The following is a 16,110-nucleotide window of genomic DNA, read 5'->3' as shown; positions in this document are numbered from 1 at the left end:
AGAGCGCTCGCAGACCTCAGACCTTCGCCGCGGGGGCGCGGCTCCCACACGGTCAGGGATCAGAGGGTCAAGCGGTGACGATCCAGCCTTCGAGCGGATCACACGGTGGCAGGCCGTATTGCGGGTGCCCCGCCTCGTGCTGCTGCTGCGCCCAGGCCGCTTGCATCAGGCACAGGGTGGCGTCCAGGGCGTCGCCGCTGGCGTCATCGGCCAGGCGGCCCAACAGCGCGTTGCTGGCCACCAGGCGCAGGCCCAGGCGGGTCTGACCGCGCTCCAACGCGCCCAGCAGTTCGCGGCGGGCCAGCAGGCGCTCGGGGGTTTGCTTGGCTTTGTCGTCGCTTTTGTAGCTGCGGCTGCCCAGCACCTCGCGTGCCAAGAGGCCAGGATAAGCCTCCAGCGCCACGCGGCGGGCGTCTCCTGCATGCAAACCGGGCAGGTGCACGCCTGCTTGGCGCAACAAGGGCACACCCGCGTGCAGCATGTAGGCCACAGGCGGGTTGACCCACTTCATGGACGGGCTGGAGCCTGCAGGTTTGTCTGCAGCACGGTGGGCAAATTTGCCGCCCACCGGGCGGGCATTGCAAAACGCCGCAAACTGCGCCCGAATGTCGCTGCGCTCCAAGGCGCAGTAATGGTCCATGCAGGCGGCCCAGTCGTTGGGCCAGCCCAGGGTCTCGACCAGTTCACGCGGCAGGCCAAAAGGCAGGTCAAAACCGCCCACCCAGTCGGCAGGCTGCGCCAGCCAGTCGGCAAAAGCGTTCAGCGTGTCAAAGGTCTGCAGGGCTTGCAGCTGCACCCGGCCCTGCCGGGCCAGGCCCTGCGCCAGCACGATGGGTTTGCGTTTGCTGGGACTGCTGGAAAAATCACAACCGATCAAGGACACCGTGTTCATCTCACCACCCCAGCGCCATCACACCTGCGGCGATCAGCACCGCCCCGGCGATGCGCGGCCCCCGGTCTTTTTCACCCAACAGGTGACCACCCAACAAAGCCGCAAACAGCATGGACACCTCACGCGCCGGGGCCACATGCGACAGCGGCGCCACCTGCAGCGCATAAAGCACGAGCACATACGACACAGGGCTGAAAATGCCGACCACCAGCGCATAGCGCCGCTGCTGCAACCACAGCGCCCACACGGCCGGGCGGTCGCGCAGCATGGTGGGCAACAAGAACACCAGACGCACCAGATTGCCAAAATAATCCACCAGGATGGGCGACATCAGCGCGACCTTGACGGCGTAGCCATCGACCACGGTGTAGCTCGCAATGAACAGGCCCGTGAAGCCGCCATAAAAAATGCCTGTGCGCACACGCGCTTGTCGCTGCGGGTCGTGCGCGGCTTGCCAGAGCCCCGGGCCACCCGCGATCAGGAACACACCACACACCACCCCCAGGATGCCCATCAGGCCCAGGGATGAAATTTGCTCACCGAGAAAAACAATCGCCACCATGGACGACAAGAGCGGCCCCGAACCTCGGGCCAAGGGGTACACCACCGTCAGGTCTGCCTTCCGGTAGCCGCGCAACAGCACAATGAAATAACCCACATGCAAAAGCGCACTGGCCAGCACCAGTGCCCACTCCAAAGCCCCCCACAGCGGCACCTGCTGCCAACCCGCCCACAGACCCACCGGAGCCCAAAACACCATCAGCACCACCGATGTGAAGCCGACAAAGCGCACATCGCCCCCGGCTTTTTTGGCGGCAATATTCCAGCAGGCATGGATCAGCCCGGCCAGGACAACCAGGGCAAGTGCACTCAGGGGCATGGGCGTGAAAAAGCCCCTTGCGGGGCTGGGGGGTGAATGGCGTTTAAGCCCGGCCGATGATGGAGGCCGTGGCCATCAGCTCTTCGAGCAGCGCCAGCGACACTTTGCCGGACACGTTGTACGGGTCCAGCTCGGCCCGCTCGGAATACTTGAGCAGGATGTTGGTGTTCACGCGGGACGCATCGACCTGGCCCATGGTCCAGCCGCCAAAGCGCCGCTCCGAGATTTCTTCGTAATGGAGCAGCACCACATCCTTGTGGCGCACATCTTTCTGGATGTGGCCATACAGATCGCTGACGGCGTTGCGACCGCCTTCGATGGCCTGCAAAAAGATACCCCCGCCATAACAAAGAATACCGGTGATGCCACTGCTGGGGTTGAACTGGCGCGATTGCGCCAGGATGGATTCGATGGTCTCGGGGCGCGGATCCACCGTGCGGCTGGCGTAAAGCAGGCGTACCAACATGGTCAGTCCTTTTTAGGAATCAAAGACAAAAATTCACGACGCAAGTTCGGGTCTTTCAGGAAGGCACCGCGCATGACCGAATTGATCATCTTGCTGTCCATGTCCTTCACGCCGCGCCAGCCCATGCAGTAGTGGCTCGCTTCCATCACGATGGCCAAACCATCGGGCTGGGTTTTGCGCTGAATCAGGTCGGCCAGCTGCACCACGGCTTCTTCCTGGATCTGGGGGCGGCCCATGATCCATTCGGCCAAGCGGGCGTATTTGGACAGGCCAATCACGTTGGTGTGCTCGTTGGGCAACACACCGATCCAGATCTTGCCGATGACAGGGCAAAAGTGGTGGCTGCAGGCACTGCGCACGGTGATGGGGCCGACGATCATCAGCTCATTGAGGTGCTCGGCGTTGGGGAACTCGGTGATCTCGGGGCCTTCGACATAGCGGCCCTTGAACACTTCCTTCAAATACATTTTGGCCACACGGCGGGCGGTGTCACCCGTGTTGTGGTCGTTCACCGTGTCGATGACCAGACTGTCGAGCACACCCGCCATCTTGTCGGTGACCTCGTCAAGGAGCTTGTCCAACTCGCCGGGCTGGATGAACTCGGCGATGTTGTCGTTGGCGTGGAAGCGTTTGCGGGCAGCATGGATGCGCTCGCGGATCTTGACGGAGACAGGTACGCCTTCGTCTTCGGGCGTGGCGGCAGAAGCAGTCATGGCGTCTGGGGCTTTCATTAACATGACAATGATCGTAACAGCGATTGGGAAGCGCCCCTCCACGGCCAGAAAACGCCCATGACAGGCGGGGGGGATCACCCGCTCAATAGCGGTTGCCAGTCAGGAACAAGGCCAAGCGCATCAAACCGAAGGCGATGCGGTCGCGCAGCCTTTGGTGCCAGGGCCTTTGGGTGTAATGGGCGGCCACCACCGAGGTGCTTTGCTGCTCGATGGCCAGGTGCAAGCGCTGGTGCAGCTGCTTGGCAAAGGCTTTGTCGGCCACCACCACATTCGCCTCACGCGCCAGCAGCAAGCTCAGCGGATCCAGGTTGGAGGAACCCACGGTGGCCCAGGGTCTGTCGTTGTCCGGATCGACCACGGCCACTTTGGCATGCAAAAAACTGGCGGTGTACTCGTGGATTTCGACACCTGCATCCAGCAAGACCCCATAGACCGGGCGGGCGGCATGGTACTGCATGAAGTATTCGTAACGCCCTTGCAGCAGCAAACGCACACGCACCCCCCTTTGCGCCGCATGGATCAGGGCCTTGCGCAAACGCCTGCCGGGCAGGAAATAAGCGTTGGCGATGACGATTTCGTGCCGGGCCGCGCCGATGGCCTTCAGATAGGCACGCTCGATCTGGGTGCGGTTGAGCACGTTGTCACGCAGCAACAGCCCGGCCTTGGCCACCAGGTGACCCTCGGGTGCTTCGCTGTGCTGCAACCAAGGCGCATGCAGCCCGGCTGCTCGAAAGGAACTGAAAGCTTCCGGAAACTGCTGCTGCCGCACATGCCGCACCCCCTCGATGCGCCACCACAGCTGCGCCATGGTTTCCTGCATCTGTTGCACCAAAGCCCCCCTGGCGCAAACGGCAAAGTCAAGTCGGGGCTGAGGCAAGGCGCCGTGGTGCGGGTCGTACCAATCGTCCAGGATGTTGATGCCACCACAAAAAGCCAGGTGGCCATCGATCACGCACAACTTGCGGTGCAGCCGCCGCCAACGGCTGGGGATCAACAAGCCCAAAGTGCCCAAGGGCGAGTAAATCCGCCAATCGACCCCGGCCCGCGCAAAGCGCTCACGCCATGCGGGGGGCAGCGCCAATGTCCCCACGCCATCGACCACCACCCAGACACGGACCCCCCGCAAAGCCGCGCGCTCCAGTGCCTCGGCCACCCGCACGGCTGCACCGTGAAAGTCAAAAATATAGGTCTCGATGTGCACTTGAGAGCGGGCCTGCTCCAGGGCGGCCACCAGCGCTTCAAAATAGGCCTGTCCCCCCTCGATCAGGCGAATCTGATGGCCATCTCGCAAAGACACGCTGTGGCGCATAGTCAGTCCATCCAGGCGAATTCGGCCACCAGCGGCAGATGGTCCGACATACGCTGCCAAATGCGCCCCGTTGGCGCCATGGCATGAACCGGCGTCAAGCCACGGGCATACACATGGTCGAGCTGGTTCAAGGGCAGTCTCGACGGGTAGGTGGGCGTGGGTTGCTCGCGCCATTCGCGAAAACCTGCCCCGGCCATGCGCCGCCCCAGCCCGGTCCCCCAATCGTTGAAGTCGCCTGCCACCAGCACAGGTGCATCGGGCGGAATGGTCTGGTCGATGAACGCCAGCAACTGATGGACCTGACGCACCCGGCTGGCAGGCACCAGGCCCAGATGCACCACGATCACATGCACCACGCGGTCCACCACCTGAACTTCGGTGTGCAACAAACCCCGCTGCTCAAAACGGTGGTCCGAGATGTCCTGGTGCTGGTGTGAGAGGACAGGCCAGCGCGACAACAAGGCATTGCCGTGCTCGCCGTGGCGGGTGATGGCGTTGGTGCGGTACACCGACGCATAGCCTTCGGGGGCCAGGTAGTCGGCTTGCGGGACGCTCGGCCAATGCGAAAAATAGCGCTCCTCGCGGCGGTGCATGCGGCGCACCTCTTGCAGGCACACGATATCGGCGTCGAGTTGCTCCACCGCATGGCCCAGGTTGTGGATCTCCAGCCGCCGCGCTGGCCCCAAGCCTTGGACACCCTTGTGGATGTTGTAAGTGGCCACCCGCAAGACCGGGTGTTCGTGGCGCTGGGGCATCATCGGCCCACCTGCTGGTCAAAGCGTGGCAGCATGAGGATGGCCTCGGCGTTGGAGGCTGAAAAGCAATGGTCTGCCGCCGCCTGCCAATGAAGCCACTGCCACTCGGTGTGTTCGGTCGGGCTCAAGGTGATGGGGGTGGGATCGGGCACACGCAAGCCAAACACCCGCTCGGTGTTGCGGCTCACTTCGGGGTGGTAGCGCCAGCGCCAGGCCGGGTAAATCTCGTACACATTCTCCAGCTGCCAATCCTGCAGTTGGCAAGCCGGGTGCAGCGCATCGATGCCGGTTTCTTCCTGCACCTCGCGCACGGCCGTGTCGGCCCAGCTCTCGTGGGGGTAGTCTTTGCTGCCCGTGACCGACTGCCAGGTGCCTGCATCGGCACGTCGAATGAGCAAGACCTGACCGCCCGGGGTGTAGATCACCACCAGCACGGATTCGGGGATTTTGTAAATCATGGAGGTCACGGTGGCATTCTAGGCAGCTCGGGTCTTGCTAGGATTGCGCCATGTCGTCTTCACCCACACCCTCTGCACCTTTTTTGCTGCAAACCCACGCCCTCAGCGGCGGGCCAGCGGACCACGCGGTCATCCAACGGCTGAGTTTCACATGGTCTGCTGGCCTGCACTGGGTGTGCGGGGACGAAGGCTGTGGCAAAACCAGCCTGTTGCGTCTGTTGTCCGGAGATTTGCAAGCGCTCGGCGGAAGCGTGCACATGCCGCCAGGCGGGGTGTTTTGGGCCGACCTGAAAGGCCCAGAACACGACCAGACCACAGTGCAAGCCTGCTGGGAACAATGGCGCACCCGTTACCCCCAATGGAACAGCGCACTGCTGCAAGAGCTGGCCGAAGCGCTCGACATGGAAAGGCATCGGCACAAACCGCTGTACACGCTCTCCACTGGCAGCCGCCGCAAGGTCATGCTGATCGCTGGTCTGGCCTCGGGCGCCACGGTGACCCTGCTGGACCAGCCCTTTGTCTCGCTCGACCAGCACTCGGTCAAGACCATCAAGGCGTTTTTGCGAGAAGCCGCTGAAGTGGCTGACCGCGCCTGGATCGTGGCCGATTACGAAGCGCCGGACGATTTGCCGCTGACCAGCGTGCTGAACCTGAGCGCGCCGACATGACCTGAAGGCCTTGCGGCCTTCGAGTCAAAGCCACTTCAGAAGCAGTCGGCGTTCATCACCTGGGTCCAGGCGGTCACGAAGTCCCGCGCCAACTTCTCGCGGTTGTCGTCTTGCGCGTAGACCTCGGCATAAGCCCGCAAGACCGAGTTGGAGCCAAACACCAAATCCACGCGTGATGCCGTCCACTTGGCCTGGCCAGTTTTGCGGTCGCAAATGTCGTACGAATTGCGGCCCGTGGGCTTCCACTGGTAGGCCATGTCGGTCAAGGCCACAAAGAAGTCGTTGCTCAAGACCCCCACCCGGTCGGTGAACACCCCGTGCTGGCTGCCGCCGTGGTTGGTGCCCAGCACGCGCATGCCGCCGATCAGGGCCGTCATCTGGTGCGCGGTCAGACCCATGAGTTGGGCCCTATCGAGCAGCAGCTCTTCGGGGCTGACAGCGAAGTGTTGCTTGAGCCAGTTGCGGAAACCGTCGTGGATCGGTTCGAGCACCGCAAACGATTCGGCATCGGTCATGGCCTCGCTGGCGTCGCCACGTCCGGGCTGGAAGGGCACGGGAATGTCAAAGCCCGCCGCTTGGATGGCCTGCTCGACACCCACGTTGCCGGCCAGCACGATCACATCGGCCACGCTGGCACCACTGTCCTTGGCAATGCCTTCGAGGATGCCCAACACTTTGGCCAGACGGGCTGGCTCGTTGCCTTCCCAGTCTTTTTGCGGAGCCAGACGAATGCGTGCACCGTTGGCACCGCCACGCTTGTCGGAGTGGCGGAAGGTGCGGGCACTGTCCCAAGCGGTGGTCACCATCTCGCTCACGCTCAGGCCGCTGGCTGCAATTTTGGCTTTGACTGCGGCCACGTCGTAATCGGCCCTGCCCGCAGGCACCGGGTCTTGCCAGATCAGGTCTTCTTGCGGTACTTCAGGGCCGATGTAACGGGCTTTGGGGCCCAGATCACGGTGGGTCAGCTTGAACCAGGCACGGGCGAACACACGGGTGAAATATTCGGGATCTTTGTGAAAACGCTCCGAGATCACACGGTAGGCCGGGTCCATCTTCATGGCCATGTCGGCATCGGTCATCATGGGTTGCACGCGAATCGTCGGGTCTTCCACATCGACCGGCATGTCTTCAGCTTGGATGTTGATCGGCCTCCACTGGTTCGCACCCGCAGGGCTCTTGGTCAGTTCCCACTCGTAGTTGAGCAGCAAATGGAAGTAGCCGTTGTCCCACTGCGTGGGATGGGTGGTCCAGGCACCTTCGATGCCGCTGCTGACGGTGTCTCGGCCCACGCTGCGGGTGCTGTGGTTCATCCAGCCCAGCCCCTGTTCGTTCACGTCAGCGGCTTCAGGGACTGGACCGAGGTTTTGCGCCTTGCCGTTGCCATGGGCTTTGCCCACGGTGTGACCACCGGCTGTCAGGGCCACGGTTTCTTCGTCGTTCATGGCCATGCGGGCAAACGTCAAGCGCACGTCTTGCGCCGTGCGCAGCGGATCGGGTTGGCCATTGACGCCTTCAGGGTTCACATAAATCAGACCCATTTGTACGGCAGCCAAAGGATTTTCCAAGGTCTCACGCTGGTCGCCAGCGTAACGGGTCGAGGCCAGCCATTCTTTTTCAGAACCCCAATAAATGTCTTGCTCGGGATGCCAGATGTCTTCGCGCCCGAAAGAGAAACCGTAGGTCTTGAGACCCATCGATTCATAAGCCACGTTGCCCGCCAGCACCATCAAGTCGGCCCAGCTGATGCGGTTGCCGTATTTCTTTTTGATTGGCCACAACAAGCGGCGCGCTTTGTCGAGGTTGACGTTGTCGGGCCATGAATTGAGGGGTGCAAAACGCTGGTTGCCCGTTCCCGCACCGCCTCGGCCATCGGCGATGCGGTAAGTGCCTGCGGCATGCCAGGCCATGCGGACCATCAAACCGCCGTAGTGCCCCCAGTCAGCAGGCCACCAGTCCTGGCTGTCGGTCATGAGCGCGGTCAGGTCTTTTTTGAGCGCGGGTACATCCAGCTTTTTGACTTCTTCGCGGTAATTGAAGTCGGCCCCCATGGGGTTGGTCTTGGTGTCGTGCTGGTGCAGGATGTCCAGGTTCAGCGCCTTGGGCCACCACGCCTTGGCAGCATTGGCTGTGTCGGTGTGAGTGTTAGCGCCGTGCATGACGGGGCATTGGCCTGCGGTAGAGGGGGTTGGGGTCATGGTGAGCTTCCTTCGTGTTGGGTATATCGAGGTTCGGTGTTGGCAAACACGGTCTTGTGGAAACCGCTGCCGAAAGAAAAAATATCTTTCACATCCGACACTCAGTTTACGCATGCCTGTGCGACAAAACACAAGTATTTGTTGATGCCCGTCATAGTCAAAGCTCATCCATGTTCGCCAGACCACACAACACCCGGCTTGCGTGGCGACCTCTTAGGCATGCATGCACAAAGTGTTCTGAGACACCTTGGAAAAATGAGGGCATCGGCCCAGCGATGTGATCTGTTCACCCCTTTTCTGCGCTATGCCCCATAATGCGTGCGTGTACGTCATGAAAAGCGGCACAAGTCAGGTGATCGGTCAGTTTCGCGCGCTACGGCGGCAGTTTTCAGTTTGTTGTGCTTTCGGGACCCCATCGCTTTGTTTTTTTGTATTTCTGAGGAGTCCCCATGGGCAATAAACTTTACGTCGGCAACTTGCCGTACAGTGTTCGCGACGAAGACCTGCAACAGGCCTTCGGTGAATTCGGCGCCATCACCAGCGCCAAGGTCATGATGGAGCGCGACACCGGTCGTTCCAAAGGTTTCGGTTTTGTGGAAATGGGCAGCGATGCCGAAGCCCAAGCCGCCATTGCTGGCATGAATGGCCAGTCTTTGGGTGGCCGCAGCATCACCGTGAATGAAGCCCGTCCGATGGAGGCACGTCCTCCACGCACTGGCGGCTTCGGTGGTGGTGGCGGTTACGGCGGTGGCGGCCGTTCGGGTGGCGGCGGCTACGGCGGCGGTGACCGCTCCGGTGGCGGCGGCTACGGTGGCGGTGATCGCTCCGGCGGTGGCGGCTACGGCGGTGGCCGCGGCGGCTACTGAGCCCTGCGCATCCCTTTCACGGCAGCGATGCCGTGACAAAAATTTCTGGCTCGGCCTTGCGCTGAATCAAGAGAGACTAGGCTTCAAGACTTCGGTTTTGAGGCCTTTTTTGTGGGCGCGTGCTTTGCGTCTCGGATCGAAGACTGTGCCTTCGAGGGTGTCGCCTGGCTGATGAATGGAACAACCCGCCGCTGAAACACCAACGCCACCCGAGGGTGGCGTTGGAAGGGTGAATGCCAGCGTTGCTTAAGCGGCTTTGGCAGCGTCCACGTTGCGCAAGCGGATGTGCAATTCGCGCAATTGCTTCTCGTCTACAGGGCTTGGCGCTTGCGTGAGCAAACACTGGGCGCGTTGTGTCTTGGGGAAGGCAATCACGTCACGGATCGATTCAGCGCCGGTCATGAGCGTGACGATGCGGTCCAGACCGAAGGCCAGGCCGCCGTGCGGCGGCGCGCCGTATTGCAGGGCGTCGAGCAGGAAACCGAACTTGAGCTGGGCTTCTTCGGGCGTGATTTTGAGCGCGTCAAACACTTTTTGCTGCACGTCGGCGCGGTGGATACGGACTGAGCCGCCGCCCATCTCCCAGCCGTTCAAGACCATGTCGTAGCCCTTGGAGATGCACTTCTCGGGCGCGGTGACCATCCAGTCTTCATGACCGTCTTTGGGCGCGGTGAAGGGATGGTGCACGGCGGTGTAGCGCTGGCTTTCATCGTCGAACTCGAACATCGGGAAGTCGACCACCCACATCGGGGCCCAACGGTCTTCGAACAAACCGTTTTTCTTGCCGAACTCACTGTGGCCGATCTTGATGCGCAGGGCACCGATGGCGTCGTTGACGATCTTGGCCTTGTCGGCACCGAAGAAAATCAGGTCGCCGTTTTGTGCACCCGAGCGCTCCAGCACGGCCTTAAGGGCCGCGTCGTGGATGTTCTTGACGATGGGCGACTGCAAGCCGTCACGGCCTTTGGACAGGTCGTTGACGCGGATGTAGGCCAGGCCCTTGGCACCGTAGATCTTGACGAACTCGGTGTAGGCGTCGATCTCGCCGCGGCTGATGCCGCCGCCTTCGACCGAACCGCCCGGCACGCGCAGGGCCACCACGCGGCCACCCTTCATGTTGGCCGCGCCCGAGAAGACCTTGAAGTCCACATCGCCCATGACGTCGGTCACTTCGGTGAACTGCAGCTTCACGCGCAGATCGGGCTTGTCGGAGCCGTACAGGTGCATCGCGTCCTGGTAGGTCATGACCGGGAACTCGCCCAAGTCCACACCGATGGTGTTCTTGAACACGCGCTTGATCATGCCCTGGAACATGTCGCGGATTTCTTCTTCGGTGAGGAAGGAGGTTTCGATATCGATCTGGGTGAATTCGGGCTGGCGGTCCGCACGCAGGTCTTCGTCGCGGAAGCACTTGGTGATCTGGTAGTAACGGTCATAACCGGCCACCATCAAGAGCTGCTTGAACAGCTGGGGCGACTGGGGCAGCGCAAAGAACTGGCCATCGTGCACGCGGCTGGGCACCAGATAATCACGCGCGCCTTCGGGCGTACTCTTGGTGAGCATGGGAGTCTCGATGTCCACAAAGCCGTTTTCATCGAGGTACTTGCGCACTTCCATGGCCACTTTGTAGCGCAGCATCAGGTTGTTTTGCATGTAGGGACGACGCAGGTCCAGCACGCGGTGTGTCAGGCGGGTGGTTTCGGACAGGTTGTCTTCGTCGATCTGGAAAGGCGGCGTGACCGACGCGTTGAGGACGATCAGCTCATGGCACAGCACTTCGATCTTGCCGCTTTTGAGGTTGTCGTTGGTCGTGCCTTCGGGGCGGGCACGCACCACGCCTTTGATCTGCACACAAAACTCGTTGCGCACGTCTTCGGCCACCTTGAACATGTCGGGGCGGTCCGGGTCGCACACCACCTGCACATAGCCTTCGCGGTCACGCAGATCAATGAAGATCACGCCGCCGTGGTCACGGCGACGGTTGACCCAGCCGCACAGGCTCACGGTTTGACCGGTCAGGGCTTCGGTCACCAGACCGCAATAGTGGGAACGCATGGACATGTTGTGGGACTTTCAGGATTCGCAAAAATAGAGACAAAAGGGCCGTATCAAACCGGATTGGATGAGACCGGTGCGGCTGCGGCAGGCTTCGGAGCAGCAGTGGCGGGAGGTGCCACGACGCCCATGGAAATGATGTACTTGAGGGCGTCGTCAACACTCATCTCAAGTTCGATCACATCGGCCTTGGGCATCATCAGGAAAAAGCCCGAGGTCGGATTGGGCGTGGTGGGCACATAGACACTCACCATGGGCTGGCCCAGGTGTTTGGCCACCTCCCCCCCGGGGCTGCCGGTCAAGAAGGCGATGGTCCACGAGCCCTGGCGCGGGTACTGCACCAACAAGGCCTTGGAAAACGCGTTGCCACTGCCCGAAAACAAGGTGTCGGCCACCTGCTTGACGCTGGTGTAGATGCTGCGCACCACCGGGATGCGGTTCATCAGGCCGTGCCATTTGCGCAGCCACCACTGGCCAAACATATTGGCCACAAACACACCCGTGGCAAAAATGACCACCGCCACAATCGCCACGCCCAAGCCGGGGATCCCCCGCAGGTACTCGGCGCTGGCATGAACGCCGGGGATCAAAGTGTCGGCCGCATGCAGCACCGCCAAAAAGATGGCGTCGAGCATGCCGACCAACCACATGAGCACCCAGACGGTGATACCCATGGGCAGCCACACCAGCAGACCGGTGATGAAGTACTGTTTGAAGCTGCGTTGTTTCATGGGTGGGCCAAGGTTGGGCATGTCAATGGCAGGCGCAGGATGCGCCACAACCGCCAGCGGTATCGGCGGCGCCCGATGACTCGGAGGATGCCGAAGCAGAAGGCTCTGATGCGGCGGCGGGTGAAGCGGCTGCAGCGCCTGTGGCACCTCCGCCGCCTTTGAAATCGGTCACATACCAGCCAGAACCCTTGAGCTGAAATCCGGGCGCTGTCAGTTGCTTGCTGAATTTGGAAGCACCGCAGGCCGGGCAATCGGTCAGGGGTGCATCACTGATTTTTTGCAGAACATCCTTGGCATGGCCGCAGGCGTCGCATTTGTAGGCATAAATGGGCATGTGAGGAGCCTTTGAAGGTGATACAACAAAACCTTCAATTATAGGCTTGGCAGCCAGCTTCAAGGCCTGAGGCCCCACACAGCCCCCTCTTGCCGGAGGGGGCCCGGTTCAGGGCGTCAGCGACCAGAAGCGTCCTGCGCGGCGTGGTCCAGGGCGCTGGCCATCGATTGGCCCTGATTGCCGATCACGGTGGGCATCAAGGAACCGAGCAGCATGCCCACGATGGACGCCATCAAGCCCAGCAAGTTGGCCGGAACCAGGGTCTCCGGTGCCAGGAAGTTGAAGACCAGCCAGGTGCCCACACCCAACACCACCGAGAACAGGGCCCCTTGCGTGTTGGCACGCCGCCAGAAGGCCCCGGCCACCAAAGGCACAAAAGCCCCCGTCAGGGTCACGTTGTAGGCGTTTTGCACCATCTCGTACATGGTGCTGGTGCTGTTGAGGGCAAACAGCAAGGCGAACGAGGTGAAGGTCACCAGGATGACGCGCAGTAGCAGCAAGAATTGGCGGTCGCTCATGTGGGGCACAAAAGGCTTGAGGACGTTCTCGGTGAAGGTCGCCGTGGGGGCCAACAAAGCGCCGCTGGCGGTGGACAAAATGGCCGAGAGCAAGGCACCAAAAAACAAAATCTGCGCCCACATGGGCATCTTGCCCAGCACCAGATCAGGCAGGATGCGCTGGATGGTGCGGGCGTCTTCCGACTCGAACAAGGCCTTGAGCTCGGGGTGGGCGATCAGTGCCGCATAAGCGATGTACAGGGGAATGAAAGCGATCACAAAGTACATCAGGCCACCAATGATCGTGCCGCGCACGGCGGTTTTTTCATCCTTGGCACTGGTCATGCGCTGAAAGACGTCCTGCTGCGGGATGGAGCCAAAGGCAAATGCAAAGAAAGCACCGGCCATGGCCCACCACGCGGCAGCATCCATGTCGGCCGGGAACATGTCGAACTTCCCGTCTGCGGCCGCTTGCGCCACCACCTTCTCAAAGCCGCCTGCATTGCCGCCCACCAGGGTGGCCACCAGGATCAGACCCACCACAATGACCACGGTCTGGAACAAATCGGTGAAGGCCACTGACCACATGCCGCCAAACACGGTGTAGACCAACACCACGGCTGCGCCCATCATGATGGCGTGGTTCAGATCAATGGCTCCTGATGAGAGCACATGGATGACCAAGCCCAGCGCCGTCAATTGCGCCGAAGTCCAGCCTAGGTAAGACAACACGATCGCCACGCTGGTGAGCACCTCCACCGACTTGCCGTAACGCACCTTGTAGAAGTCGCCAATGGTCAGCAGATTCAGACGGTAAAACAGCTTGGCGAAAAGCAATGCGGCCAACACCAGGCAGACGGTGGCACCAAAGGGATCGCCGGGGATGCCGTTCAGGCCATCTTTGGCAAAGGTGGCCGACACCGACAGGACCGTCTCGGCTCCGAACCAGGTGGCAAAGACGGTGGCCACGTTCATGTAGAGCGGCAAGCTGCGGCCTGCCACCAGGTAATCTTTGGCGCCATGGACCCGGCGTGCAGCCAACAAACCGATGCCGATGGTCACAGCCAAGTAAGCGATCACAAAAGTCAGCAGCACCTGCAGCTCCTCCAGATATCAGGTTCAGATGAAAAGTTGCAGGTGCATGCCCACCTGCAAAACGACCAAGGAAACCACAAAGCCCAGCCCGGCGTAAATCAGGGTTTGCAGCAGTTTATTGGTACGCCGCTGCTCGGCCAGCAGCAGCTCGATCTGCTTGGCATCGCTGGTGCCCGGCTTTTGCAGGTAGTCGTGCAGCAAGCGCGGCAACTGCGGCAGCAGCTTGGCGTAGTGCGGGGCTTGGGCCTTGAGTTCTTCCCAGAGCTTTTTGGGGCCGATTTGCTCCAGCATCCACTTTTCAAGGAAAGGCTTGGCCGTGCTCCACAGGTCCAGCTCCGGGTCCAGGTCGCGGCCCAGGCCTTCGATGTTGAGCAGGGTTTTTTGCAACAACACCAGCTGGGGCTGGATCTCGACCTGAAAGCGGCGCGAGGTCTGGAACAAACGCATCAACACCATGCCCAGCGAAATTTCCTTGAGTGGGCGGTCAAAGTAAGGCTCGCACACCGCGCGAATGGCCGACTCCAGTTCGTCCACCCGTGTCTCGGGCGGCACCCAACCGGACTCGATGTGCAGCTCGGCCACGCGCTTGTAGTCGCGACGAAAGAACGCCGTGAAGTTTTGCGCCAGGTATTCCTTGTCGTACTCGGTGAGCGTGCCCACGATGCCGAAGTCCAGCGAGATGTAGCGGCCAAAGGTCTCTGGGGCGAGACTCACCTGGATGTTGCCCGGGTGCATGTCGGCATGGAAAAAGCCGTCGCGGAACACCTGCGTGAAAAACAGCGTCACGCCATCGCGGGCCAGCTTGGGGATGTCCACGCCCGCTTCGCGCAAACGGTCGACCTGGCTGATGGGCACGCCGTGCATGCGCTCCATGACGATGACCTCGGGGTGGCAAAAGTCCCAGATCATCTCGGGGATCAACACCAGATCCAGACCTTGCATGTTGCGGCGCAGTTGCGCGGCGTTGGCCGCTTCGCGCACCAGGTCCAGCTCGTCGTGCAGGTATTTGTCGAACTCGGCCACCACCTCACGGGGCTTGAGTCGTTTGCCATCGGCGCTCAGGTTCTCCACCCAGCCCGCCATCATGCGCATAAGGCTCAGGTCTTTGTCGATCACGGGCAGCATGCCCGGGCGCAGCACCTTCACGGCCACTTCGCGCAGCTCACCCGTTTTGCTGCGCAAGGTGGCAAAGTGCACTTGCGCAATGGAGGCGCTGGCCACGGGTTCGCGCTCAAAGGTTTCAAAAATGTCGTCCACCGAGCGGTTGAAGGCCCGCTCGATGGAGGCGACGGCAATGGCCGAACTGAAAGGCGGCACGCGGTCTTGCAGCTTGGCCAGTTCTTCGGCAATGTCGGGGGCCAGCAAATCACGCCGGGTCGACAGCACCTGGCCAAACTTCACAAAGATCGGCCCCAATCGCTCGAGCGCCTCGCGCAGGCGCACCGCCCGGGGCGAACGCAAGTCACGCCCCACCGACAGCACGCGGGCCAGCAGGCGAATCCAGGGTTTCTGAAAGCTGGAGAGCACCAACTCGTCCAGGCCGTAGCGCAGGACGATGAAGACGATGAAGGCACCGCGCCCGAAACGGCCCCAGCGCATCATGCTGCGCTGCCGGTGCGCAGCCCAGTGCCTGGACGCTGGGCGACAAAACTGCGCAAGGCCGTCATGGCCTGACGGGCAGCTTGTGCCAGGGTGTGCGCGGGGGCATCCCCGATCAAGCGAGCCAGGTCCTCTTCGGCATCCCAGCGCACATGGTCGATCAGCCAGTTGACCTCGGCGGCCAGCTGCACATCGCCTTCGATGCGCACCTTGGGTTTGTCACCCCGGGCCAAAGCCGAAGCGAGCGAAACCGGCGATTCTTCGGTCACCGTCAAACGCAGGTCAAAACCCTCAAAACGGCCACGCTCCAACAAGCCAGCGGGGGTGGGGCTCAGTTGCAGTTGCATGCGGTCCCAGACCAGCTCGATGCGCTGGCCTTTTTGGCGGGCGAGGCGGGCCATGGCCTCGTGTTCGCTCATCAGCACATGGTTGAGAAACAAGACCAGGCGGTTGACCGTCTCATCGACCACCCAAGCGGGGGGCTGAAACGAAGAGCCGAACTGCTGGGCCAGTTGAGCGGCCCATGAAAAAGGGGACTGTGTTGCCATAGTCCCCGATTATTCCCGAAAGTGCAGG

General features: G+C 61.5%; 16 protein-coding genes. 2 read left to right on the top strand and 14 right to left on the bottom strand.

All coding sequences use genetic code 11. The features are described from left to right. Window positions 1-67: 67 nt before the first annotated feature. The 7 genes from B9Z34_RS07985 to nudB all read right to left on the bottom strand — a co-directional run bounded on the left by B9Z34_RS07985 (window position 68) and on the right by nudB (window position 5,494). Complete coding sequence (locus B9Z34_RS07985) at window positions 68-892, bottom strand: DUF429 domain-containing protein (RefSeq protein WP_199220097.1); 825 nt, start codon at window positions 890-892, stop codon at window positions 68-70. Between the two features lies 1 nt (window position 893). Continuing rightward, complete coding sequence (locus B9Z34_RS07980; RefSeq protein WP_108427584.1) at window positions 894-1,772, bottom strand: DMT family transporter; 879 nt, start codon at window positions 1,770-1,772, stop codon at window positions 894-896. Window positions 1,773-1,815: 43 nt separating this feature from the next. Next, window positions 1,816-2,238 carry a BLUF domain-containing protein gene (locus tag B9Z34_RS07975; protein ID WP_108427583.1) on the bottom strand — a complete coding sequence of 141 codons (423 nt, stop codon included), beginning with the start codon at window positions 2,236-2,238 and terminating at the stop codon, window positions 1,816-1,818. Window positions 2,239-2,240: 2 nt separating this feature from the next. After that, window positions 2,241-2,969 carry a GTP cyclohydrolase I gene (gene folE, locus B9Z34_RS07970; RefSeq protein WP_108427582.1) on the bottom strand — a complete coding sequence of 243 codons (729 nt, stop codon included), beginning with the start codon at window positions 2,967-2,969 and terminating at the stop codon, window positions 2,241-2,243. An 85-nt stretch (window positions 2,970-3,054) separates the two neighbouring features. Next, a complete protein-coding gene (gene clsB, locus B9Z34_RS07965) occupies window positions 3,055-4,281 on the bottom strand; it encodes a cardiolipin synthase ClsB (protein WP_108427581.1) in 1,227 nt (408 codons plus the stop codon). Window positions 4,282-4,283: 2 nt separating this feature from the next. Continuing rightward, window positions 4,284-5,039 carry an endonuclease/exonuclease/phosphatase family protein gene (locus B9Z34_RS07960; protein ID WP_108427580.1) on the bottom strand — a complete coding sequence of 252 codons (756 nt, stop codon included), beginning with the start codon at window positions 5,037-5,039 and terminating at the stop codon, window positions 4,284-4,286. Then, entirely contained in the window at window positions 5,036-5,494 is a 459-nt protein-coding gene (gene nudB / locus B9Z34_RS07955) for a dihydroneopterin triphosphate diphosphatase (RefSeq protein WP_108427579.1), read from the bottom strand. The genes B9Z34_RS07960 and nudB overlap by 4 nt, the downstream gene beginning before the upstream one ends. Before the next feature lie 50 nt (window positions 5,495-5,544). On the opposite strand from nudB, the gene B9Z34_RS07950 reads away from it, so the two are divergent. Then, window positions 5,545-6,162 (top strand): ATP-binding cassette domain-containing protein, encoded by a 618-nt coding sequence (locus tag B9Z34_RS07950; RefSeq protein ID WP_108427578.1) that lies wholly within the window; start codon window positions 5,545-5,547, stop codon window positions 6,160-6,162. Between the two features lie 35 nt (window positions 6,163-6,197). Here the strand turns inward: B9Z34_RS07950 and katG are convergent, their stop codons facing one another. Next, window positions 6,198-8,357: a catalase/peroxidase HPI gene (gene katG, locus B9Z34_RS07945; protein ID WP_108427577.1), complete on the bottom strand. Its 2,160-nt coding sequence runs from the start codon at window positions 8,355-8,357 to the stop codon at window positions 6,198-6,200. Between the two features lie 449 nt (window positions 8,358-8,806). On the opposite strand from katG, the gene B9Z34_RS07940 reads away from it, so the two are divergent. Then, window positions 8,807-9,223, top strand: coding sequence for an RNA-binding protein (locus tag B9Z34_RS07940; RefSeq protein WP_108427576.1), 417 nt, complete (start codon window positions 8,807-8,809; stop codon window positions 9,221-9,223). A 246-nt stretch (window positions 9,224-9,469) separates the two neighbouring features. Here the strand turns inward: B9Z34_RS07940 and aspS are convergent, their stop codons facing one another. The 6 genes from aspS to B9Z34_RS07910 form a co-directional block, all read right to left on the bottom strand. Continuing rightward, a complete protein-coding gene (gene aspS, locus B9Z34_RS07935) occupies window positions 9,470-11,284 on the bottom strand; it encodes an aspartate--tRNA ligase (protein ID WP_108427575.1) in 1,815 nt (604 codons plus the stop codon). Window positions 11,285-11,331: 47 nt separating this feature from the next. Further along, on the bottom strand, window positions 11,332-12,009 hold the full coding sequence (locus B9Z34_RS07930) for a DUF502 domain-containing protein (RefSeq protein ID WP_108427640.1): 678 nt from the start codon (window positions 12,007-12,009) through the stop codon (window positions 11,332-11,334). 22 nt (window positions 12,010-12,031) lie between these two features. Beyond that, window positions 12,032-12,343: an FmdB family zinc ribbon protein gene (locus tag B9Z34_RS07925; RefSeq protein ID WP_108427574.1), complete on the bottom strand. Its 312-nt coding sequence runs from the start codon at window positions 12,341-12,343 to the stop codon at window positions 12,032-12,034. A 116-nt stretch (window positions 12,344-12,459) separates the two neighbouring features. Then, window positions 12,460-13,935: a sodium:solute symporter family protein gene (locus B9Z34_RS07920; protein WP_108427573.1), complete on the bottom strand. Its 1,476-nt coding sequence runs from the start codon at window positions 13,933-13,935 to the stop codon at window positions 12,460-12,462. A gap of 24 nt (window positions 13,936-13,959) precedes the next feature. Then, window positions 13,960-15,537 carry a ubiquinone biosynthesis regulatory protein kinase UbiB gene (gene ubiB / locus B9Z34_RS07915; protein ID WP_369907624.1) on the bottom strand — a complete coding sequence of 526 codons (1,578 nt, stop codon included), beginning with the start codon at window positions 15,535-15,537 and terminating at the stop codon, window positions 13,960-13,962. Beyond that, window positions 15,534-16,082, bottom strand: a complete 549-nt coding sequence (locus tag B9Z34_RS07910; protein WP_108427572.1) for a hypothetical protein — start codon at window positions 16,080-16,082, stop codon at window positions 15,534-15,536. Before B9Z34_RS07910 ends, ubiB begins: the two co-directional genes overlap by 4 nt. Window positions 16,083-16,110 lie beyond the last annotated feature (28 nt).

The sequence above is a fragment of the Limnohabitans sp. Hippo3 genome, from assembly GCF_003063665.1.
Taxonomy (GTDB): Bacteria; Pseudomonadota; Gammaproteobacteria; order Burkholderiales; family Burkholderiaceae_C; genus Limnohabitans_A.
This window is presented reverse-complemented; position numbering and strand designations above follow the sequence as displayed.